Annotated in this window: 23 protein-coding genes and 1 tRNA gene; 16 read left to right on the top strand and 8 right to left on the bottom strand. The window is 52.9% G+C overall.

Annotated elements, in window-relative coordinates:
* Nucleotides 1-22 precede the first annotated feature (22 nt).
* From HCZ99_RS01145 to HCZ99_RS01125, 5 genes are all read left to right on the top strand, one after another.
* Nucleotides 23-511, top strand: coding sequence for a Na+/H+ antiporter subunit E (locus HCZ99_RS01145; RefSeq protein WP_254869382.1), 489 nt, complete (start codon nt 23-25; stop codon nt 509-511).
* On the top strand, nt 508-777 hold the full coding sequence (locus HCZ99_RS01140) for a K+/H+ antiporter subunit F (protein ID WP_167445072.1): 270 nt from the start codon (nt 508-510) through the stop codon (nt 775-777). The genes HCZ99_RS01145 and HCZ99_RS01140 overlap by 4 nt, the downstream gene beginning before the upstream one ends.
* Nucleotides 778-786: 9 nt before the next feature.
* Nucleotides 787-1,194 carry a Na+/H+ antiporter subunit G gene (locus tag HCZ99_RS01135; protein WP_254869381.1) on the top strand — a complete coding sequence of 136 codons (408 nt, stop codon included), beginning with the start codon at nt 787-789 and terminating at the stop codon, nt 1,192-1,194.
* A gap of 102 nt (nt 1,195-1,296) precedes the next feature.
* A complete protein-coding gene (locus HCZ99_RS01130; RefSeq protein ID WP_167445071.1) occupies nt 1,297-1,803 on the top strand; it encodes a GNAT family N-acetyltransferase in 507 nt (168 codons plus the stop codon).
* A gap of 61 nt (nt 1,804-1,864) precedes the next feature.
* Nucleotides 1,865-2,488 carry a ribonuclease HII gene (locus HCZ99_RS01125; protein ID WP_167445070.1) on the top strand — a complete coding sequence of 208 codons (624 nt, stop codon included), beginning with the start codon at nt 1,865-1,867 and terminating at the stop codon, nt 2,486-2,488.
* Between the two features lie 30 nt (nt 2,489-2,518).
* Here the strand turns inward: HCZ99_RS01125 and HCZ99_RS01120 are convergent, their stop codons facing one another.
* Both HCZ99_RS01120 and arfB read right to left on the bottom strand, forming a co-directional pair.
* Nucleotides 2,519-3,301, bottom strand: coding sequence for an acyl-[acyl-carrier-protein] thioesterase (locus HCZ99_RS01120; protein WP_167445069.1), 783 nt, complete (start codon nt 3,299-3,301; stop codon nt 2,519-2,521).
* 119 nt (nt 3,302-3,420) lie between these two features.
* Complete coding sequence (gene arfB, locus HCZ99_RS01115; RefSeq protein ID WP_167445068.1) at nt 3,421-3,837, bottom strand: alternative ribosome rescue aminoacyl-tRNA hydrolase ArfB; 417 nt, start codon at nt 3,835-3,837, stop codon at nt 3,421-3,423.
* Between the two features lie 148 nt (nt 3,838-3,985).
* On the opposite strand from arfB, the gene HCZ99_RS01110 reads away from it, so the two are divergent.
* Complete coding sequence (locus HCZ99_RS01110) at nt 3,986-4,387, top strand: YbaN family protein (RefSeq protein ID WP_167445067.1); 402 nt, start codon at nt 3,986-3,988, stop codon at nt 4,385-4,387.
* Between the two features lie 30 nt (nt 4,388-4,417).
* On the opposite strand, the gene HCZ99_RS01105 is transcribed toward HCZ99_RS01110, so the two are convergent.
* The 5 genes from HCZ99_RS01105 to HCZ99_RS01085 all read right to left on the bottom strand — a co-directional run bounded on the left by HCZ99_RS01105 (nt 4,418) and on the right by HCZ99_RS01085 (nt 10,028).
* Entirely contained in the window at nt 4,418-4,801 is a 384-nt protein-coding gene (locus HCZ99_RS01105; RefSeq protein WP_167445066.1) for a MerR family transcriptional regulator, read from the bottom strand.
* A gap of 43 nt (nt 4,802-4,844) precedes the next feature.
* On the bottom strand, nt 4,845-6,467 hold the full coding sequence (locus tag HCZ99_RS01100; protein WP_167445065.1) for an ATP-binding protein: 1,623 nt from the start codon (nt 6,465-6,467) through the stop codon (nt 4,845-4,847).
* 14 nt (nt 6,468-6,481) lie between these two features.
* On the bottom strand, nt 6,482-7,105 hold the full coding sequence (locus tag HCZ99_RS01095; protein ID WP_167445064.1) for a chemotaxis protein CheC: 624 nt from the start codon (nt 7,103-7,105) through the stop codon (nt 6,482-6,484).
* On the bottom strand, nt 7,102-7,476 hold the full coding sequence (locus HCZ99_RS01090; protein WP_167445063.1) for a response regulator transcription factor: 375 nt from the start codon (nt 7,474-7,476) through the stop codon (nt 7,102-7,104). The genes HCZ99_RS01095 and HCZ99_RS01090 overlap by 4 nt, the downstream gene beginning before the upstream one ends.
* A 77-nt stretch (nt 7,477-7,553) precedes the next feature.
* Complete coding sequence (locus HCZ99_RS01085; protein WP_368484209.1) at nt 7,554-10,028, bottom strand: EAL domain-containing protein; 2,475 nt, start codon at nt 10,026-10,028, stop codon at nt 7,554-7,556.
* Nucleotides 10,029-10,351: 323 nt separating this feature from the next.
* Between HCZ99_RS01085 and fdxA the strand changes: the two genes are divergently transcribed.
* From fdxA to HCZ99_RS01070, 3 genes are all read left to right on the top strand, one after another.
* Nucleotides 10,352-10,687, top strand: a complete 336-nt coding sequence (fdxA, locus tag HCZ99_RS01080) for a ferredoxin FdxA (RefSeq protein ID WP_167445061.1) — start codon at nt 10,352-10,354, stop codon at nt 10,685-10,687.
* A 312-nt stretch (nt 10,688-10,999) separates the two neighbouring features.
* A complete protein-coding gene (locus HCZ99_RS01075) occupies nt 11,000-11,500 on the top strand; it encodes a CarD family transcriptional regulator (RefSeq protein ID WP_022731066.1) in 501 nt (166 codons plus the stop codon).
* Nucleotides 11,501-11,604: 104 nt separating this feature from the next.
* Nucleotides 11,605-12,414, top strand: a complete 810-nt coding sequence (locus HCZ99_RS01070) for a hypothetical protein (RefSeq protein WP_167445060.1) — start codon at nt 11,605-11,607, stop codon at nt 12,412-12,414.
* A gap of 104 nt (nt 12,415-12,518) precedes the next feature.
* Here HCZ99_RS01070 and HCZ99_RS01065 read toward each other — a convergent pair whose 3' ends face one another.
* Nucleotides 12,519-13,997 carry a M48 family metalloprotease gene (locus tag HCZ99_RS01065; RefSeq protein ID WP_167445059.1) on the bottom strand — a complete coding sequence of 493 codons (1,479 nt, stop codon included), beginning with the start codon at nt 13,995-13,997 and terminating at the stop codon, nt 12,519-12,521.
* Nucleotides 13,998-14,144: 147 nt separating this feature from the next.
* Here HCZ99_RS01065 and HCZ99_RS01060 point away from each other — a divergent pair, with 147 nt between their 5' ends.
* The 7 genes from HCZ99_RS01060 (at nt 14,145) to HCZ99_RS01030 (ending at nt 21,207) form a co-directional block, all read left to right on the top strand.
* Nucleotides 14,145-15,011 (top strand): hypothetical protein, encoded by an 867-nt coding sequence (locus HCZ99_RS01060; protein WP_167445058.1) that lies wholly within the window; start codon nt 14,145-14,147, stop codon nt 15,009-15,011.
* Between the two features lie 55 nt (nt 15,012-15,066).
* A complete protein-coding gene (gene pip, locus HCZ99_RS01055; RefSeq protein ID WP_167445057.1) occupies nt 15,067-16,050 on the top strand; it encodes a prolyl aminopeptidase in 984 nt (327 codons plus the stop codon).
* A gap of 82 nt (nt 16,051-16,132) precedes the next feature.
* The gene (locus tag HCZ99_RS01050) at nt 16,133-16,657 is read left to right on the top strand and encodes an acyloxyacyl hydrolase (RefSeq protein WP_167445056.1); all 525 of its coding nucleotides are present in this window, start codon (nt 16,133-16,135) and stop codon (nt 16,655-16,657) included.
* A 230-nt stretch (nt 16,658-16,887) separates the two neighbouring features.
* Nucleotides 16,888-16,964: transfer RNA gene (locus HCZ99_RS01045), tRNA-Arg, on the top strand.
* Between the two features lie 248 nt (nt 16,965-17,212).
* The gene (locus HCZ99_RS01040; RefSeq protein ID WP_167445055.1) at nt 17,213-18,352 is read left to right on the top strand and encodes a homogentisate 1,2-dioxygenase; all 1,140 of its coding nucleotides are present in this window, start codon (nt 17,213-17,215) and stop codon (nt 18,350-18,352) included.
* Nucleotides 18,353-18,595: 243 nt separating this feature from the next.
* Nucleotides 18,596-19,762 carry a hypothetical protein gene (locus HCZ99_RS01035; protein WP_254869380.1) on the top strand — a complete coding sequence of 389 codons (1,167 nt, stop codon included), beginning with the start codon at nt 18,596-18,598 and terminating at the stop codon, nt 19,760-19,762.
* Nucleotides 19,759-21,207 (top strand): hypothetical protein, encoded by a 1,449-nt coding sequence (locus HCZ99_RS01030; protein WP_167445054.1) that lies wholly within the window; start codon nt 19,759-19,761, stop codon nt 21,205-21,207. The genes HCZ99_RS01035 and HCZ99_RS01030 overlap by 4 nt, the downstream gene beginning before the upstream one ends.
* The last annotated feature ends 14 nt before the right edge of the window (nt 21,208-21,221 follow it).

Raw genomic sequence — 21,221 nt, 5'->3', positions numbered from 1 at the left:
TGTTGAAAGGATCATGATGATGATGAAACGTTATCTTCCCCACCCGCTGCTGTCGCTGGCTTTGCTGATTGTTTGGGTGTTCCTCGTTAATGAAGTCTCGGCTGGGGCCATTGTTTTTGGGGCCATTCTTGCGGTGATCATTCCGTTAATCACCGCAAGCTTCTGGCAAGATCGGCCCAAGGTCGGCAATGTCATTGCGATTTGTGAATACGGCTTGGTGGTCTTGTGGGACATTCTGGTTGCCAACGTGATTGTTGCCGGACTGATTTTGTTTCGCAAAGCCGAAAGCCTTGAAACAAAGTGCGTTGTCGTGCCGCTTGATCTGACCTCGCCAGAGGCGATAACCACCCTTGCGGGCACCATCACCATGACGCCGGGTACGGTTACGATTGACCTCAGTGCAGACGCCAAGAGCCTTCTGGTTCATTGCCTGCATGCGCCGGATGCCCAAGGTGTTATAGACGATATCAAGGACCGCTACGAACGCCGCCTGAAGGAGATTTTCGAATGATCGATTATGCGCTGAATTTCGGCTTCATATGCGTGTCGCTGGCATTGCTGATGAATTTGTGGCGTTTGACCATAGGCCCGACAACGGCAGACCGCATTCTGGCGGTCGATACCATGACGATTAATGCAATTGCCCTATTGGTCATGTATGGCATTGCCAAAGGCACATCGATGTATTTCGAAGGTGCGCTTTTGCTGGCGATGTTTGGGTTTGTTTCAACGGTTGCCTACTGCAAGTTCATCTTGCGTGGCGACATCATCGAATAAGGGAGCGTTATGATGCCGTTTATTGTCGAACTCATTATCTCGCTTCTGATCGTGATTGGCGGACTGTTCTTGCTGATCGGATCGTTCGGGATGCTTAAACTGCGCGAATTGCTGCCGCGTCTGCATGCGCCGACCAAGGCGACAACCGTGGGTGTTGGTGGCGTGTTGATCGCGTCCATGCTGTTTTTCTGGGTGGAGCGCGGGCATTTCACCATTCATGAATTGCTGATTACGCTGTTTCTGTTCTTAACGGCACCGATCACGGCCAACCTGATTGCCAAGGCCTATATGCTGCTGAATGTCGATCCGCATACGGATTTGCCACCAAGTGAGCAAAATGAAGGCTGGGCAACCTTTGATCCGGTCGGGCCAGAAGGCTATGACCCCAGCGAAGAATATGAGGAAAAAGAAAGCTGATTTCGGCTTTTGAGTTTCTGAAATATCTTAAAGACGGCACCGGTTTTCGGTGCCGTTCTTTGTTTGGATCACGTTATCACCGCGTCATATGGGACATCAGCCATGATTTTTGAAACGGATCGTCTGATTTTGCGCCCCCGGACAATGCGCGATTTTGACGCCTGTATCGCCATGGACAAGGCGCCCGGCGTTATCGATTACATTCCCGGCCCGTGGGAAAATGACGCAGATCACAGGGCGTTTGTCCGAACCCGGATCAACACCCAATACGGTGATGGATTGGGATATTGGTCGATCTTTGCCAAATCTGCGCCAGACATTTTTATAGGCTGGGTGCTTTTGATCCCCGAAGACGCAAAAGGCCCCGATATTGAAATCGGGTGGCGGTTGCATCCTGATTATTGGGCAAAGGGCTTCGCAACGGAGGCGGCGCTTGCACTGGTGCCACATGCCTTTGAAACGCTTAACCTGCCGCGTATTGTCGCCGGGATTGATGCTCGCAACATGGGATCAATCGGTGTCGCGCGTAAAATCGGAATGACGTTTCAGTCACATCAGGACGGTTATGATATGTTTGTGCTGGAAAACCCAAATGTCGAGATGGTCTGATCGAGTTGTCTCTCTGGCCTGCGACTGATAAGAAAACAGGCAAGAGGGAGCCTTAAACACCATGCCTGATTTTTCCATCGAAGATCAGTATCAGGGGCGCATTGCCGGGATTGACGAAGTGGGTCGTGGACCATTGGCAGGGCCGGTGGTGGCCGCCGCCGTCATTCTGCCGCGTGATGATCGTTTGCCCGTTGCTCTGTTGAATGAGCTTAATGATTCAAAAAAGCTATCGATTAGAAAACGCGAACACCTGCATGCCATCATTATGGACTGTGCAGAGGTCGGGATTGGGGCCGCATCTGTTCGCGAGATTGATCAGGTCAATATCTTGCAGGCAACCTATATTGCCATGCGCCGTGCCGTAACTCGGTTACACACAGTGCCGGATCAGGCCTTGGTGGATGGCAATCGTGATCCCGGATTGCCCTGCGCGGTTGAAACCGTGGTGAAAGGGGATAGCAAGTCGCTGTCGATTGCGGCGGCGTCAATCGTCGCCAAGGTGGTGCGTGATCGGGCGATGGCACGCCTTGCCGTGCGCTATCCGTTTTTTGGCTGGGAAGGCAATGCGGGCTACGGCGTTAAAAAGCATATGGCGGGGCTTGTCGATGTCGGGCCCACCGTACATCATCGACGCAGTTTCAAGCCGATTGCCAATTTGTTTGATGCCATTCTGGACGGCAATTAAGCCGGGTTAAAACGTGGCACAATGGCAGCGTTACGCCAATGCTGTGCGGTGATGCGGCGTGACATATGCGCGCACCAAATCGGTGTCATCGTCTTCGAGGGTTACGGCGGCAAAGCCGTCATAGTTGCGGATTTTTACGCGCTGATGGACGCGACATTCGGATCGATATTGAATGTCGATGCTTTCGGGGTGAAAGTCCGGGTGGCTGTTTGGGCCCGCAACACCCAGAACCCACTGCATCAACCGCACATTGTTGACATGGCCATACAGGTCAAGATCGGATGGGCGGGCCTTGACGATGTCGCATGGCACAAGTGGCGTGCTGGTTGATGGTGTGCCCAACGATGGCTCGATCAGTTTAGGCCCAGGCGGATCTGGCAGGCGATCATAAATCCAGTCAGGCCATTGCGCGGCGCGGCGTTTCTTTAAATCAAACATCACCCAGAAACTTTGGGCCACGCCGATGACGTCGCCCTTGGCATTTGTCAGGCGAAAATCACGGGTGACAACCCGGCGCGATACCCCCGATGGCCATGTTTCAACGGTGATGTCGTCGCCATTGCCGGGATAGTCGCGGATATGGATGACCCAGCGCGCCAAGACCCAGGCAATGCCCTGATCGACCGTATCGTCATAGGCAAGTTTTAAAATCCGTGCGCCCCAACCCGCAGCATCCTGCAAATAGTCGGCAAGGGCGGGTAACGTGGCTTTGCCATTCTCGCCAATTTCAGAATACCGAACCCGGTATGTGCCCTTCCATCCACAATTGGCGGGCAGGGTGGCGTTGGCAATATGGTTCCAGTCCAGCGTCATCACGCGATCCTTTGTGTTCATATGCCTTTATATGGACGATGGCGCACCGTTGGCAATTGAATGGGATGGTTGGGTTGGAAAACGACGATCCGGCAAATCTGGTTGCGTAGGTGGCTTGATCAGTAGGTGGGCTTTTGGCGCATCTTTTTGGTGTCGCCGCGCTTTTTCTTGTTATCGGTGCGTTTGCGCTTGGCTGATAGGCTGGGGCGCGTTTTAACGCGGTATTTCGGACGTTCGGCGGCCTTGCGCAGCAGGGCAAGCAACCGTTCAATTGCGTCTTGTTTGTTGCGTTCTTGTGTACGGTGGCGCTGCGCATCAAAGATGATTTCGCCGTCATTGGTCAGTTTGCTGCCGGCCAGTTCACGCAGGCGGTTGCGCACCCGTATCGGAAGCTCGGTCAGGTCATCAATGCGCACGCGCATCTGAACGGCACTCGACACCTTGTTGACATTCTGTCCACCGGGGCCGGATGCACGGACAAACTGAAAGTTCAGATGGCGTTCATCCAGATAAAGGCCATTTTGGATTTCAATCATGGGAAACCGTGACGATTTTTAAGACATAAACGGATGTGAAAATAACTGAGTATAATGGTTGGTTATTGGTTGAATTTGGCAAATACTATACGTAAATTAAGCTGTGTCTAGCCTGTCAGGGGGCGGACAGACTGTAAACAGGAAATCGATGTTGGGCATTTCGCATATCTATATTGGGCTTGGTTGGCTTGCGATTGGCTTGGGCGTTGTAGGGATTTTTTTGCCCCTCTTGCCAACAACGCCGTTTATGTTGCTGGCCGCTTGGCTGTTTGCCAAAGGATCGCCGAAACTCCATGACTGGCTTTGTAATCATCCGCGCTTTGGGACGTCGATCCGCCAATGGAATGACCATGGTGTGATCAATCGTCGGGCCAAATGTCTTGCGATCTTGGCATTTGTTGTCGTGATTGCCGCGTCCCTGATCTTTATCGACAACCGCTGGGTTGTGACCATCCAAGTCCTGGTCGCGATCCCGGTCAGTTTCTTTATCCTGTCGCGCCCATCACAGCCACGCATGATCAAAGTCAGCTCGACCGCCGGTAATCCATAAAGGTCTACAAACTGCGGATTTTGATATGGGTTATCCGGTTTTCTTGCGGGTAAGTTCTGCTTGGCAGGTTTCTTCGAGTTTATCGAGTTCCTCAAGCGTTGCATCAATGTCTTCGCGCTGGGTGCGCAGGGCATCGCGGCGTTCGTTGATTTTGGTGACAAGGGTGGTCAACTGCGTAATTTCGCTGCGATCCCCGTCATACAGGTCAAGCAAGTCACGTATTTCTTTGAGCGAAAAGCCAAGCCGCTTGCCGCGCATAATCAGCCGTAACCGCACCCGGTCACGTTGGCTGTAAATGCGGGTTTGTCCCTGACGTTCAGGTTCGATCAATTCCTGGTCTTCGTAAAACCGGATGGTCCGTGTGGTAACGTCGAATTCGCGGGCAAGATCAGTGATGGAGTAGCTGTCGCTCATGGGGGCTCATGTTGCTAAGGTTTACGTTGACGTAAACTGAAGGCTACATGCTTTCCGGCGTGACGACAATCGCCAATTCTTTAGGAAATTCAACGCAGAATATGCTGCCTTCGCCGGGTGTGCTGGTGACACTAAGGCTGCCGCCGTGGCGCTCGACGATCTTTTTGCAAATCGCCAATCCAATACCTGTCCCGGCATAATCACCATAGCCATGCAGACGTTTGAAAACTTCGAAAATGGTTTCGTGATATTGCTCTTCGATCCCAATCCCGTTATCGGCGACAAAAACGCGGTAACTGTTTGGGGTTTCTTCCGAATATATCCGAACCTGTCCGTTTTCCGGATCGCTGTATTTAAGCCCGTTCGATACCAAGTTCTGGAACAACAGCAGCAACTGACTGGCATCGCCCGTGACGGTTGGCAGGGTGCCTTCACGGATGATGTTGCCTTCGGGCGTGGGCCCGGCGCGTCGGAAGTTTGTCACCAATGCATCAAACAGGGCGCTAAGCGCGACGGCATGGAATGGCTTCCCGTGGCGACCGACCCGCGACAGGGTCAGAAGGTCATCAATCATCCGCTGCATGCGCTGGGTGCCATCCACGGCGTAATGAATGAATTCATCAGCCGTGTCGTCAAGCTGCCCTTCGTAACGTCGCGCAAGCAACTGGGTATAGCTTGAAACCATCCTAAGCGGTTCTTGCAAATCGTGGGACGCCGCATAGGCAAACTGTTCAAGTTCGCTGTTGGACCGTTCAAGTTCGGTCATGGTGCGCTGAATTTCCATTTCGTGCCGTTTACGTTGGGAAATATCGCGCAGGGTAATGATGTAATGATACCGGCCATCGGTGGAAAAGTGGCTGATGGCAACTTCTAGCGGAACGTCGCGTTTCCCCGGCGAGCAGGCCAGAACTTCGATCACACCGGTTCCCAGGTCGGTTAAAATTCGGTCCTGCGGTGGCCGGGGTGGGGGCGTGTTTCCGCTGTCTGGCAACAAGAACCGAATGATATTACGAAGTTCCGGGTCGCCTTCTGGGCCACAAAGTTCCTGCGCACGCGCGTTTAGCGGTTCAATATTGCCGTCATCGGATGCGACCAAAATGGCATCAACCGTATTTTGCAAAATGGCCCGGGTGCGGCCTTCGCTGCGTCGGGTTTGCGTCACAAGATCGGCAAGTTCGGTTGCCTGTTGGCGCAGCAATCTATCGCGTTGTACCGCAAGTGTGACGTCGCGAATGGTCAGTGAACATAACGTCCCATCGTTGCTGGTTTTGATGGGGTGGATACGGATGGATTGTTCCATACGATCAAAGCTGGCCGCAAATTGCGGCAATGGCTTTAACGGTAACGCACCTTGATTAAGCGATGGGGAAATAACCGCAGGCATGCCAAATTTAAGGCAGTCTTCAATGGCTTGACTGACCCGCCCCAAACGGGTTTCGGGAAATACCTCCGCCAGCTGTTTTCCAAGGACCTGATGCGGGGTTAAGTCAGAACGGGTTTGCATCCATCTGTTCCAGTGGCAGATGGTGCCGTCTTGGGATATCGCGATGGAGCCGGTATCTGCCGTGTCGAGCAGGGCGGCATAAAGCTCAGCCGTATTGTCAGTGCCGTCAGGATTACCTGACGTTGCTTTCGGGTCCGACGATGTTGGCGTGGATTTTTTCATTCACCTCGGCCTGGTTACCCAAATGACTTTACTAGGAAGCGACGCACAAGTTCACGAAGCATCTGGATGGAGTTCATATCCATCACAAACAAGACATATCCATCGATATCATTTTGACGCAGCATGAATTGAACATGCAGGATCATCAGAACCGGTTTTTTGCCTGCATCGTGTTCGTCGCCATCTTGATCCAGTAAGGAACGGCTTTCACGTTTGCGAAAAGACGGCATCGAGCAATTAATCGGCTCGCCAAGCACATTTGAAATGCTGCCAAGGCAGGCATTCAAAATGATATTGCCGACCTCCATCAGGGCCTCTTGCTCAAGATCGGTTAATGCCTCAAGCGGGACATCAACTTTCAAAAGGCTGCGCACCAGCTCCAGACTACGTTCTTCGGGAAAGACCAGCATGGCCTCGCCTTTGAACGGACCGTCAAATGTTTGACTGACGGCAGAAACGATTTCGGTTGGGGCTTTGGCAAGGTCGGTATCGGAAAATCGTTCCACAAATGTGATACGTGGAACGGTTAATTCGACGGGCTGATCAACCATTTCTGACAAGGATGATGCCGCCCGACCGACACCGATATTGATCAGTTCACTGATGGTATCATGTTCAAGTTCACTCAGTTCAATCATCTGCTGGCTTCCTTGGAAGCAATGTAGTCACGGATTTTCTCTTCGGTGGGTGGTTTTGCCAAAAAGTCGATGCCGATGCTTTCAGCTTTGCGTTGGATTTCTTGCTGAATATTGGCTGTCAAAAGCGCAATCACGGCATCAGGAAATAGCCCGCGCAGTTTTTCGCCCAGTTCAAGCCCATCCATGCCGGGCATGTTGAAGTCGACCAGAAGATAGTCATAGGTTTTGTCTTCAACCATCGCCAGCGCGTTGGTTGCGTCTTCGGCTTCGTCAATTTCCCAATCGGCGAAATTGCTGGAAATGAAGGCCTTGACCAACAGTCGGGCGAATTTGCTGTCATCTACAAGCAGGACGGATTTTTGTGCGGCCATGTTATGTCTCGGGTCACCAAAATGATAATGTTGTGCGGTTGCGCGCATTTGTTCCTACGTGCGCTCGCATGAAGTCTTTACAGTTCCGTTCCGGCCTTAGCCGGCAGGCGTTTAAGATGTTCGACCGCCTCATGTGCGGGCAATGGTGTGGCAATCAGGAAGCCTTGAACTTCATCGCATCCGCTTTTGCGCAGGAAGTCCATCTGTTCAACAGTTTCAACCCCCTCGGCAACAACCAAAAGACCAAGATTGTGGCCCATCACAATGATCGCACGTGTGATTGCGGCGTCGTCACTATCAATCGTCACGTCGCGGACAAAGGACCGGTCGATCTTGATCGAATTGATCGGCAGGCGTTTAAGATACGCCAGTGATGAATACCCGGTACCAAAATCATCGACCGCAATCTGAAGGCCAAGGTGGCGCAGCTCTTGAAGAATTGTAGCCGATTTATTGATTTCCTGCATCATGACGGTTTCCGTCACTTCAAGCACAATCCGGGCAGCAGGCGTTTGGGTTTGTTCGAGAATGCGCGAAATGGTGTGTGTGATCCGGCCTTCCATCAATTGGCGCGGCGACAAATTGATGGCGATGGGAACGGGGGGAACATCCTGCGCATCCCATTCGCCGATCTGGCGACAGGCTTCTTCAAATACCCATTCACCGATTTTGCCAATCAGTCCGGTTTCTTCGGCCACCGGGATAAACTGCATCGGCGAAATATAGCCGCGTTTGGGATGCTTCCAGCGGATAAGTGCCTCAAGGCCACAGATGCGGTCTGTTTTCAGATCGACTTTCGGTTGGTAATGCAGTTCGAATTGATTTTTCGAAAGCGCTTCTCGCAGATCATTTTCGATCACAAGGCGCGCCATCGCACTTTCGTTCATGGTCTTGGTAAAGAAGTGATAGGTCCCGCCACCATTTGATTTCGCACTATACATCGCGGTATCGGCATTGCGCATCAAGGTCGGGAAGTCTTCCCCATCCGATGGATAAAGCGCAATCCCAATGGACGGGGTTACAAAAAGGATGCGCCCCTTAATGTCGAACGCGGGGGTCAGGGCTTCAAGCACGGCCTGCGACAGGCTGGCGGCGTCCTGTGTTTCTTTAAGATCCGGGATAATGATCAGGAACTCGTCGCCACCAAGACGACCAACAATTTCCTGTCGGCCAATCACTTTTTGCAAGCGTGATCCGACCGCCTTAAGCAACAAGTCACCGACATGATGGCCCAAACTGTCATTGATCACCTTAAAGCGGTCCAGATCGATAAAGACCACAGCCGTCGCACCCTGACGGCGTTCTTGGTCGTTTTTATGCGTTTGAAGCGCATTGGACAGGCTGTCTTCAAGCATGCTGCGGTTGGGCAGGTTGGTCAGCGTGTCGTGATTGGCAAGATAGACCAGTTGTTCTTCGTAGCGTTTGCGAACGGTGATGTCGTTTAAGACCGCCGTTATCAGTGGCGTATCGGCATCGGGGATCGGGCGAAGGGCAAACGAAACATCAATCTCGCTTTGATCGCCCCTAATCACGGGCAAGGTGATCCGTTTTTCCGTGATCTCGACCGTTGGGTCATATGTCGCAAGTTCGCCGAGTGTATGTTCAAGCGTTACCACCGCACCCGGGGCAATGAATTCCTGCAAGGCGCGCCCTTTGGGGACTTCGTCGCGTAACAAGCCAAATAACGACCGTATCGCCGCGTTATATTCAACAATCCGTCCATTCGGTGTGATCGTTAGAATGCCGTCAGCAACATTTTGAACAATTGCGTTAAGCTGCGATTCCCGGTCTCTGACTTGTTGCTCGGTGGCACGCAGTTTGCCCAAGTTTGCCGAGATGCTATCGATCAGATTTCGCGTGGTGTGCAAAATCATGCCCAGTTCGTCGCGTTCATGCTTAGGCGGGACTTTAATGCCACTGGGGTCTGGGTGGTTTGGATTAATCCTGCGCAGCATGCTGGAAATACGCAAAAGCGGCTTGGTCAGCGTCGCATAGAAAAACGCGACCAGCACAAGGCCCAGAAGAAGGTTGCGTAAAATACCCGACGCCAGAATGCGCGTCGCACGGTTGATAAAGCCGTCCGCAATCAGGTTGGTATCGATTTGAACGCTGAGATACCCGACAAGCTCGTTTCCCGGCTCGGTTTCAAGGCGGATATCATATTGCTTGTTCTCGCCAAACATCAGGCTGGTCAAAAAGGAACGCTTGGAGCTACTTGGTGGTTCGGATTGACGGGCAAGGACATTGTCGAAATTATCGCGCAATTCGGCTTCGTAGACCGGCTGATATTCAAAAAGCCCGGCAATCACACGCGATGCCAAATTTTCATCAAGGCCGTATGCCGCCTGTGTCGCGGATTCGCGCAGTGTCGCAAGAACCTGCCGGACCGTGCGGTCAATCAGGTTTCGTTCTTCGCGTAGATCAAGGGTAATTTGAACAGCGCTTAGCAACAGTCCAATGAAAAGGGTGATCGCAACCGCAATGCGTGCCTGCTTAACAGACAGGCGATTTCGCCACTTAAGCTGTTGCTGATCAAGGCTTTCTTCAGACACCCCGAACCCCAAACATTTACTTTTCCCCACCAGTTAAAAGCAGACTATGGCTTTGTGTGCTCAAAAGCAATTGTCGCAAGGCCCTAAGAACTGGAAAAGAGCAAAGAAATCTGTATGGTCTGCGCAGATTTTCGAAGGCCAGCCTATCGTTGGGCTGGCAGGTGTTTCTGCATTGCACCAAATCGTGAATACTACGCAAAAAAATGGGATTTTAATGGAGTTGCACACAAGCGCTCTGCGTGATAACCCAATGCCCGAGAGAGAACAAGGCCAAGCGCGGGTGCAGCCGCAATCTGGCCCAGCAACCTGTACGGAGTTACACCATGACCTATGTGGTGACGGAAAACTGCATCAAATGTAAGTATCAGGACTGCGTCGAGGTTTGCCCCGTCGATTGCTTCTATGAAGGTGATAACTTCTTGGTTATCCACCCGGACGAATGCATCGATTGCGGTGTCTGTGAACCGGAATGCCCCGCCGAAGCAATTATTCCAGATACGGAACCGAATTTGGATAATTGGCTGGAACTTAATCGCAAGTTTGCCGAGATTTGGCCGAACATCACCCGCAAAGGCGATGCGCCAGCGGATGCTGACGAGTGGAATGGCAAGTCTGGCAAGACAGAAATGCTAAGTGAAGCGCCCGGAAAGGGCGACTGATTTCTTAGAATTTTTTGTAAGAATTAAATCACATCCGGGCCAGACCAGCTGTGCTGTTTGGCCCGTTGCATGGCTGCATTGAGCTGGTGACACGGAAAAATTCTGTGAAACACCGGCTCTTTGTGTTATTGTCTGTCACTCGCGTTTAAGGGCTCGACAGGCTTCGTTCCTAAGTTACCGGATCTCCGTTAATATTCCCCTGTCTGAAACCGCGACTTCGCCAAAAGCTTGGTCGTGTGCAGCTCTTCGCGTCACTGGGTCTATAGTGTTACCGTTGAATGACCAGGCCTCAATTGGCCGGAAGGATGCTTGATGTCGGATAAGTTGCCCTTTACTGTTGGCGATTACGTTGTTTACCCCGCGCACGGTGTTGGCTGTGTTGACGGCCTGGAAACCCAGGAAATCGCGGGTCAGGAATTGCGCCTTTATGTAATTACCTTTGAATCGAGCCGCATGACCTTGCGCGTGCCGGTTAACAAGGTGGGTAACTCGGGTCTTCGCAAGCTTTCCTCGAAAAAGCAGATGGATTCTGCGCTCATTACCCTTAAGGGCCGTGCACGTGTAAAACGCACCATGTGGTCGCGCCGTGCACAGGAATATGAAGCAAAGATCAATTCTGGCGATCCTGTTTCCATTGCCGAAGTGGTTCGTGACCTGCATCGCAGCGCAACCCAGCCGGAGCAATCTTTCTCTGAGCGTCAGATTTACGAAGCTGCCTTTGAGCGCCTTGTTGACGAATTGGCTGCGATCGAGAAGATCGACAAAGACAAGGCTTCGGGCAAACTTGAAAAGCTTTTGTATAAAGCTGCCTGATTGAAGGTCTTTCCTTCATACAACTGTTTCTAAAAACCGGCCCACAAGGTATCATTGATATCCTCGGGGCCGGTTTTGTTTTTTGTTTTAGGCAGGTTATCACGATGAGTGCAGTTCTGGCGCCGATCAAGCCGGCGGAGAGAATCTGGGTTGTTGGTGCGATCAATGGTGATCATGGCGCCCTAAAGGCCGTTCATCAAAAGCTTGCCCAGCGTGTCGCCCCCGGTGAACGGCTGGTGTATTTGGGTAATTATTGGGGCGATGGCACGGCGGAGTCCGTGGTGGCGACCATTAACGAGATTTTGCTGTTCCGCCGGTATTTCATTGCCCTTGATGGTGTTGATATTTCTGATATCGCCTTCCTGCGCGGTGCATCCGAAGAAATGCTGACCAAGTTACAGCAATTGCAGTTTGCCCCAAATCCTGGCGATGTATTTGACTGGATGTTGACCCGTGGAATCGCCGGAACAATTCGGGCCTATGGGTTTGATCCGGCAAATGTACAGTCGATCATGCGCCAAGGTGCGCACGCCATTTCGCAATGGACATCGCAATTTGTCGATTCACTGCGCCGTCATAGCGGCCACAGTGCCCTGTTGGCGGATCTAAAGCACGCGGCCTATACCACTGATGGCCAGTTGATCTTTGTCCATGCGGGCCTTGATGGTTCACGTCCCTTGACTGGGCAAACGGATACGTTTTGGTGGGGCGGATCGATGTTCGAAAGTATCACCGATCGGTATTACGATTGCGCGCGCATTGTTCGCGGTGCCGCAGGAAGTCAAACCGGATTGATCGAGCGCGAATTTACCTTGTCGCTTGATAATGGCGCAGGCCGTGGTGGATCGCTTTTGGCGCTGGCCCTTGATGGTCAAGGCAAAGTGATTGAGCGGATCGATAGCAACGGCGCGTAAGAACCCAGCCGGATCGCAGCGGGCATAAATCGCAGAACTGAAAAAGGCAGCATGTTTAAATGCTGCCTTTTGTTGTTTGTGCTTCTCGGGTGTGAGTGCAGTTCCTAGTGCCGGACAACTTTCACCAGCGCATTCGGGGCCGGTGCTTGGCCGACTGACAGGCCGTTCAGGGTGGCAAAGGTGGCAGCCGGTTCGCGGTCCACCTGCATGTCATCAACGAATGTTTGCAGGGTGTATTCCGGGTTCGCCGCGCGGACTTTAATCCGAAGCGGTGTATGAACCTTTTGCTCCTGACGGGTCAACGGACGGAAGCTGTATGTGGTGCGGCGCAGCGCAACATTATACTTATCGGCCTGATTCAATGGCACAACGAACAGGAACTGATAGGCTGCATCCCCGTGACGGATCACAACAACACGCAAACGGCTCGACCCGGAACTGAGCGAAACATCGGCACTTCCCGTCGCAGCTTCTTGGCCGTTGATATCAATCATTTCGATGTTTTGAAGCTTAATCCGGTCAGAAAAACCGTTCCGAAGGTAGGTATCAAGCCGGGTATTGCGGGCTGACGGTGCGCCTTCAAACACGATCTGCGCACCATTTTGATCGCGCGCGACGACTGCTGTTGGTTGGTTGACCATCGAAAAGCCGTCAGGCACTTCAAACGTGAAATCAAGTGGCACATGGAAGAATTGGGTGCCGCGCACATATCCTTCGTCTGGGCCGTCGCCATACAAAATCCCGTCAATCGCGGTCATATAGCGCACCGTTCCCAGTTCAGGATTTGGAGCGGGTGTTACATTGGCCCGTGCGTGGGCCTGTTGAATACGATCAAGGGTACGTGGATGGGTTGCCATGAAGTCGAACTTGTCGACATCATCGGGCGAGCGTCCGGCCAGCATCGCCTGAAGGCGGGCATGCGCGCGCAGTTTTTCAAGGAAGGTCGCCATGGCATCGGGATCATAGCCGGCACGCGTGATATAGCGAATGCCAAGCATATCCGCTTCAAGCTCATGCTCACGCGAGAAGGATTTAAGATAGGCGTTCGCACCCGTTCCAATAATCTGGCCAGCACCGTTGCCAATCGCGGCGGAAAGACCACCGGCCAAAATCTGTGTGATCATGCCGCGGCTATAGCGTTGCGCGGAATGGCGGGCGACCACATGGCCGATTTCATGGGCCAAAACGCCGGCAAGTTCGGCTTCGTTGGATGCCAAGGCGGCCAAACCGCGCGTGATATAGACATACCCGCCCGGCAGGGCAAAGGCGTTGATCACGGGTGAGTCGAGAACCGTAAAGGTGAACTTTTCATTTGGTGTTTCTGAAACCGCGACTAGTTTCTGACCAACTTTGTTCACATAGGACGGCAGGTCTTTTTCATCATATTTGCCGCCAAATTCTGCAACCATCTTCGGGTGCTCTTGTGCCCCGATTTTCTTTTCTTCACTGGGCGACATGAACGCTGTGAATGTATCTTCACCGGTTGCCCGATTGGTCGAGCACCCCGCCAGTCCGGCCGTTAAGCCGACGGCTGCAATCAATGCCGCAATGTGTCTTTTGTGTTTGAAATGCAGCCAACCCATTGATGTCTTTCCTCTTGTCGCGATGGCGCGTAAGTTTGAAACAGATGCCACAAAGAATTCTATAAGAATTGGTACCGCGTGTTGCAGAACCGATCAACCTCTTCGCTGTTCAGATCATATACTGCGAAATTGGGAAATTTTGCGGCCATGCGCGTGTGGCCGCTCACTTTGGCCGTGCCTTTGGTCTTCTTTGCCTTGTCCATTTGCGATGCCCAAGCCATGCAATGGCAATGTGGTGCAAGTGTTAATGTCGGCTCTGAAGATGCGGCGCCGGTCGATGATGCGCCCCTGTCGTGGGCGCGCCATCAATTGCAGTCGCCCGATGCGGTTGACCGGCTGATTGCGCCTGATTTTGCCGACCATCCCCTTCGACTATCAGATATCGCCTTTGTCCCAAAGGTTGAAGCGGATGCTTTGGACTGGATGAAACGCGCCAGTCAGTCGCCCGTTGAGATCACCGCACTCGGGCCCAAGCCAGACTACTTGGGCCGCATCCCCGTCCTGATCCGCGACCAAGCAAAGACATCGCCGATAACATGGCAAGAAGCGCTTTTGTCAAAGGGGCTGGCGCTGCTGATGCCCGAAACACCTGGTGATCTCAGTCGGCTGATCACGGCAGAGGATAATGCGATTTCCAGCGGTGCAGGCATGTGGGGAGATCATGGCAGCGACACGGCCTTTTATACCGTTGCAATTACTTCCAATGCATCCGGTGTAGCAAAGTCGGGCCATGCTGACGTTACCAATGCGATTGGGCGCTTTGTTGTCGTCGATGGCGTTGTGGTCAGTGTCGAAAATCAGGAATGGCGGAGTTACCTGAATTTCGGGCAAGAGTGGCGTCGGGATTTTACCATCGCCATTGGTGCCGAGCTTCGCGACGTTCTGACCAACCCTGATGGTGGTTTTGATGCATGGATTGGCCGCAAAGTGCGTGTACGCGGTGTGGTCGAAAACCGTGGCGGACCGTATATCGCGCTTCAAAACATCGATTGGCTTTGTCTTGAAACACAATAGTCGCTTGTTCTGGTTGCTGTAATTGTGAGACAGCTAATCGCACAGATATGCAAAAATGTTTAAACGAGGTTCCTACGTGCTTTATCCCAATGTCACGCCTAGCCAAACTGGCTGGCTTACCCGTGAAGATGGCCATGAAATTTACTGGGAAGAGGTCGGCAATCCAGACGGCATTCCGGTGGTCTTCCTTCATGGCGGACCTGGGGGTGGGATTTCGGCCAACAGCCGCCGGTTCTTTGATCCGCAAAAGTATCGGGTGATTTTGCACGATCAGCGTGGTGCGGGAAAATCCAAGCCGTTCGGCAGTCTTGAAAACAACACAACCGATCATTTGATTGGCGATATCGAAGCCCTTCGCAAAGACCGTGGCATCGACCGTTGGCTGGTGTTTGGCGGATCGTGGGGATCGACCTTGGCGCTGGCCTATGGGCAGGCCCATCCGCAACAGGTTCTTGGCTTTGTCCTGCGCGGGATCTTCTTGTGCCGCGACAGCGAAATTGCCTGGTTCATGGACGGCATGGGGCGTTTCTTCCCCGAGGCCGAGCGCAAATTTATCCAAGCCGCCGGATTTGATACAAATCCCGGCTGGCAAGAAATGCTTAATCGCTATGCCGATATTTTCGCTGGCAAAGAGGGTGAAGAAGCCGCTGTCTCGGCGGCGCGCGTTTGGTCGGCATTTGAGGCAACCTGCTGCACATTATTGCCCGATGACGGGTTGGTTGAGGATTTCGAAAGCGATCACATCGCACTGGCCTTGGCAAAGCTTGAACATCATTATTTTGTTCATCGCGGCTTTTTTGAACCCGATCAATTACTGCGTAATATCGACCGTATTGCACATCTGCCTGTACGCATTGTTCAGGGGCGCTATGACGTTGTATGTCCACCAAAATCGGCATTTGCATTGCATGCGGCATGGCCGGGGGCCGAGATGGTTGTGGTCGATGATGCCGGTCATGCGGCAAGCGAACCGGGAATTGTGCGCGAGCTTGTTCGCGCAACTGACATGTTTGATGGAACGCAGTTTACCGGACGGTAGGATTTTCGTTCCAATATACAATCGTGTCTGGTAAATGAATGGGCAGTATATATTACCTATTGATCTAGTGGGGACTTGATTAATGAAGCTCGGCTTTGGGAAACTGCTTGCAGTTTGCGTATTCTTTGGACTGTTTAGCACTGCGCACGCGCAGCAGATTTTGGGCAACAATAACGATTCGGGGCTTCTTGAGTTTTCGACCGGTATGGTCGACATCACTCAGGATGAAGAAGCAGCTGAGTTTCGCGTTAACTACCGTGCACAGCACGCGATGTTCGATGTTGCCCGCCCGATTGGCGGCGTGATGGTAACGTCCGAAGGTGCCGTTCACGGTTATGGTGGTCTGGCTGTTGATGTGCTTTGGGGCGAACGCTTCGTTTCAAGTGTCTATACCTCTGTCGGCGCATACCATCAGGGCAACGGCGAAGACCTGGGTCACTGGATCGAGTTCCGTTCGGGCCTTGAACTTGGTTACCGCTTTGACAGCCACGAGCGTCTGAGCCTTGGCATCTCGCACATCTCTAACGCGAGCATCGGCGACGAAAACCCGGGTACCGAAATTCTGTCGCTGACCTATTCGTTCCCGATCGACCGTATTTTTGAGTAATCGCTCTTAGCACTCAAAACGGCATTTAGCCGATTTGCCCGCGCACAAAGCGAAGGGCAGATCGGCTTTTTTATTTTGTGCTTTATGATCTTTGCGCGCGATCACTGTTTGGCATCATCGCGCGAAGGCGCAATTTCAAAATGCCGGGGCCGTTGCAGGCAGGCCACTTCGAAAATCCGCGGATTGATCGCAGTTTGAATTACTGCTAAGTGAAGGTGCCTTTGTGCAGCGCGCCCGTAGCTCAGCAGGATAGAGCACCAGATTCCTAATCTGGGGGCCACAGGTTCGAATCCTGTCGGGCGCGCCAATTTCTTCTTCCCACCATTGATGCAGCTTCGTGATATCGACGTGCCCTTTAAGTTTAAGGTGGCGCGGGCTTCGCATGTTTGTGGTCTGTTTTTGGCGTGGAAGCGGCATGAATGCAGCTTATAAGTGTGTAAATCCAAATCTTTACTCGGCTTGAAAAGAAGCGCTATTCTTCACATATCAATACTGAGGCGGGCCTCATAAAAAACCAGAACACGGCTGCCGCCTTTTACACATCGGGAGGGTATCGTGAAGAACTGGATTAGACTTCCAAATAGCGAAGGGAACTGCATTCCGGCAAAGGACGGCAGTTCAGGACAAAAACTTTATCAACGCGAAGTCGGCCGATCAGGGTTTCGTGGTCCGTCGGCGCAAATTTATCACCGTCATCCGCCAGCCGGGTGGGTAACTTTTGAAGGACCGTTGCGCCCACGCGCCTTCACCCTCGGTAAGCTTTCCGCCGGGCCAGCATGCCCATTACAAGCGCGTCGTGTTTTGTTCAATGACGAGATGGAACTTCGGTATTGGAAAACCGAAACCAAAATGCATGCACTGGCGCGCAATGCGGACGGCGATATGCTTTTATTCGTTCACGAAGGGGAAGGTGCGCTGTTTTGTGATTACGGCCACCTGCCATTCCGTGATGGCGATTATATTCTTTTACCGCGCGGGACCTCTTGGCGGATTGAGCCACACGGCACATGTGAATTCATGATGATCGAGGCCACTGGCGATGCTTTTGGCCTACCCGATCCTAATACTGTGCCCGGTGGCGTTTCGGTCGACCCAATGCGCTTTACCTTGCCCCAGATTGATGACGCTTTTCGCGCGCAGCAAGATGACGCCTTTTGGGAAATCCACATCAAACGCCGTGGCGCAATCTCCACCCTGACTTATCCATATAACCCGCTTGATGCCGCGGGGTGGGAAGGGGACCTGTGTGTTGTCAAACTAAACTGGCGCGATTTGGCCCAGCGCAGTGCATCCGGCCAAAATGTGCCACCCGCTGCCCATTGCACCTTTGTCGCCAAAAGCATGTCGGTCAGCACGTTCGTGCCAAAGGTCGGCGAAGGTAAATCCGGGATGCTGCGCGTGCCATTTTATCATTCAAACGAGGATGTCGACGAGTTCGTTTTTTATCATCGCGGCGAGTTCTTTAGCCGGGGCGAGATAAAAGCAGGCATGGCAACCTTCCACCCCAGTGGTTTCCCGCATGGACCACACCCATGTTCTTACCAGGAAAAGATGATCGAGGTCCCGATTGAGACCGAGGAAGTTGCCGTGATGATCGACAGCATGTCGTTTTTGAATGTCGATGAAACAATCCCGGCGGGGGCCGAATGGAAGGCCTATGTGAAAACGTGGGAAAAAGCAGAGGAAACTTTATAAACGCTTGATCGAGCTTACGGGGCGCCGCCGATTTTAACGCAACGTCATGGAACGCCAATGTGGCCAATTGCGTTAATGATTTTGTCAGCTTGTCAGGGTAACTTGTGATTTGATATGGACACTTTTATTAGCTGTCCGAAATGCCCAAATGTTAAAGGTTCCGTTCGTTGGTCGTTGCGCATCATATGATTGTGCAACCGGCCTATGGATTGTTGTTACCGGAACAGGTTGACCAAGCCGACAATGAACAAACAAAAGATTGTCCAGTCCGTAAGCCACAAAACGCCTGATGCGCCAACCGCATCAGACGACCCATTGTCGTGTCTGCCTGAAACCTTCCTGACCCGGGGTGCGCGGACCCCATTCACCAGCAAAAGCCTGCGCTATGCGCGGGTCGCGGTGGGCAAGAACGGACGTGCGATGGTCAATCTTCCGGGACTGGCGGGCGGGCTTGGTACCTATGAGTTGCCGCTAGATACGCTGCGCGATGTTTTTGATCTGTCGGTGCATGATCGCATGTTGTTTGACCGGTTGTTGGTCCTTGAAAACGTGCGACCCGATACGGTTCTTGAACAGGCACGCGCGGTTGCGGTGACCGGTGTGGGCGGGATTGAACTTGCGCGCATCAGTGCGGCACGTGACAAGGACGAAAAGTCATCGCGTGAACTTGGTCAACTTGCTGTGATGCATCAGGCGTTGCTGCAACTTGGTGGTGCGGCGGTTCAGGATATGAAGCGCGAAGAATTGTTGACCATGGATGGTCAAGTCCGCGCGCGTAAGGCCTTAAATCGATTTTCGTCTGAGCATAACGTCGCCATCGAAACCATCATCGACAGTCTTGGCGAATGGAGCAAGATGTCGGCCCCGGTCGGTCTTGCGCTTGAGGGATGTCACGGCCCGCTTAGAAGACTGGCCGCCGGGCTTCAGAAATTTGCCGCCGATATCGACGAATGGTCCAGTTCCGAGCAATCTGATTTCAGGTTCATGGCCGGGCGCATCAGCAGTGCGACCAAGGCAACCTATGATCACGCCATGAAGCAGGTGAAACAGGTTGATGCCTGGAACAATGAGCTCGGCAAGGTCCTGACCGATTGGGAGCGCGCCAAGAAAGAGATCGCCAAGATGATTGATCATCTTTGGTGGTTGCTTGATGGCTGGCAGGAGCTGATTGATGTTTGGGACCGGCGTCCGGTGAATGATCGTGTGCGCCAGCGCGAACTGATCGAGGAAATTGCAAGCTTCACACCGGTCCTTCCGATTGATGAAATCTGGGAAAAGGAACAGGCGTTCTGGGTGGATGTGCGCGTCAATCAAATGTTGTGGGCAGGTGAATTGCGGAAATTGGGCAGTGGTGAAATTGATGCGGATATGGTCGATCGTCTCGAACGTTTCCGGAGACAATCCGCATGAAGATCGAAGAGGCCGGCAATCTTGGTGTATCGCAGCTTGGTCAGCTGTTTGAATCCCTAAGCAGTTCTGAAATCGCCCGATTTACCCGCGCGATCGAAAGCGACCGTGTCGATCCCAAGCTACCCCTCCCGCACGAGACGATCTTGCAAATTCTGCGTCCGCGTTTGGCATCGCTTAAGCCTGAACGCTATCCGACCCCAATGCGTCAGTTTTGCGATCCGTTCGAAGATCTGCTGACCTCGGCCGAGCCAAGTGACAAAAGCATTCGCATCAGCCGCTTGTCCTTGATGCCGATCTGGAATTTTGTCAGCACCGGTGCCGGGCCAGACTTCGAAAAGGCCACAAAGGATATCGAAGCCGCCGCTGCCAAACGGGATAGCGAAAAGCTTGCGATTGCCGAAAGAACGCTTTGGAAATTGGGTGCGCGGTACATCGAAGAAGAAGTCGCGGCATCGCATTCCGGTGTAAAGCAGGAACGCGCGCTGGCAACCCGCCTTGGATCGCGTGTTCACCTTAAGGCGCTGGTCGATATCAGCCGCATTTTACAGGTCGGCGAGGAAATCGCACTGGTGAAAGAGCGTTTCCCATCGGCCCCGATACGTGTGCTTGATCCCAATGATGTGTCATGGTTGCGTGACCGTTTCCTTGAAATTTCCGAAGCCAAGCCGGGGTTGGAACCGATGTTCCTGCTTGCGGTGCTGGCGCGTCTATTGCGGCCAAGTGAACTGTTCAAGTTGATCCGGGTTTTGTCAAACAAGGCCGATGACCGCACCATTGGCAAAACCAACCTTGCCGAAACCGGTGATCTGATCATTGATCTGCTGGCCGAAACGGTGACCGAAATCGAACAAGGTGTCGGAACCGGCAAGGACGAAGCCCACATCCTGTCGCTGGCACGGTGGTATGCATCCGAGTTCACGCGCATTACCCGTGAGTTCAACATCCGCAAGGATGGCCGTTGGGGTGAAAAGCTGCTTGAAACCCGCCGTCGCGTGTCAAAGGCACTGGCCAACACCATGTTTGGCGCGACGCCAGAACGTGTGATTGATGCGCTGCCAAAACTTGAAGCCACGCGAGGACCGGGGTCAAGCTCCAAGGGCTTGTCACGCCCCATCTTTGCCCAGGAATTTGATGACGAAAAGGTTCTGGCAGCTGAAAAATCCGCCGAAGCCATTGCCGAAACCGCGCGCATTTCCGACGTTCTTGCCGCGCAAAGCTCGGCTGCCAAGGCGGTGGTCGAACTGCGTAAAAAGCTAAACCAGATCGGGCGTGCCGGTGTGGATGGCATGAGCCGCCTGACCCCCGAAGAAGCCCCCGTGGCCCAGCGCAATTTGATGGCAACAGTCCGCTTGCTTGAAATTATCGATGGTCCCGAGGATGCCGACGTTTTACGTCGTCGTGGCATGTCGGCCTTGCGCGCGCTTGAAGGCAAGAATGCCGTCTAAGAGGCGGGCGTTTA

This window comes from Thalassospira lucentensis, assembly GCF_011806425.1.
GTDB lineage: Bacteria > Pseudomonadota > Alphaproteobacteria > Rhodospirillales > Thalassospiraceae > Thalassospira > Thalassospira lucentensis_B.
This window is presented reverse-complemented; position numbering and strand designations above follow the sequence as displayed.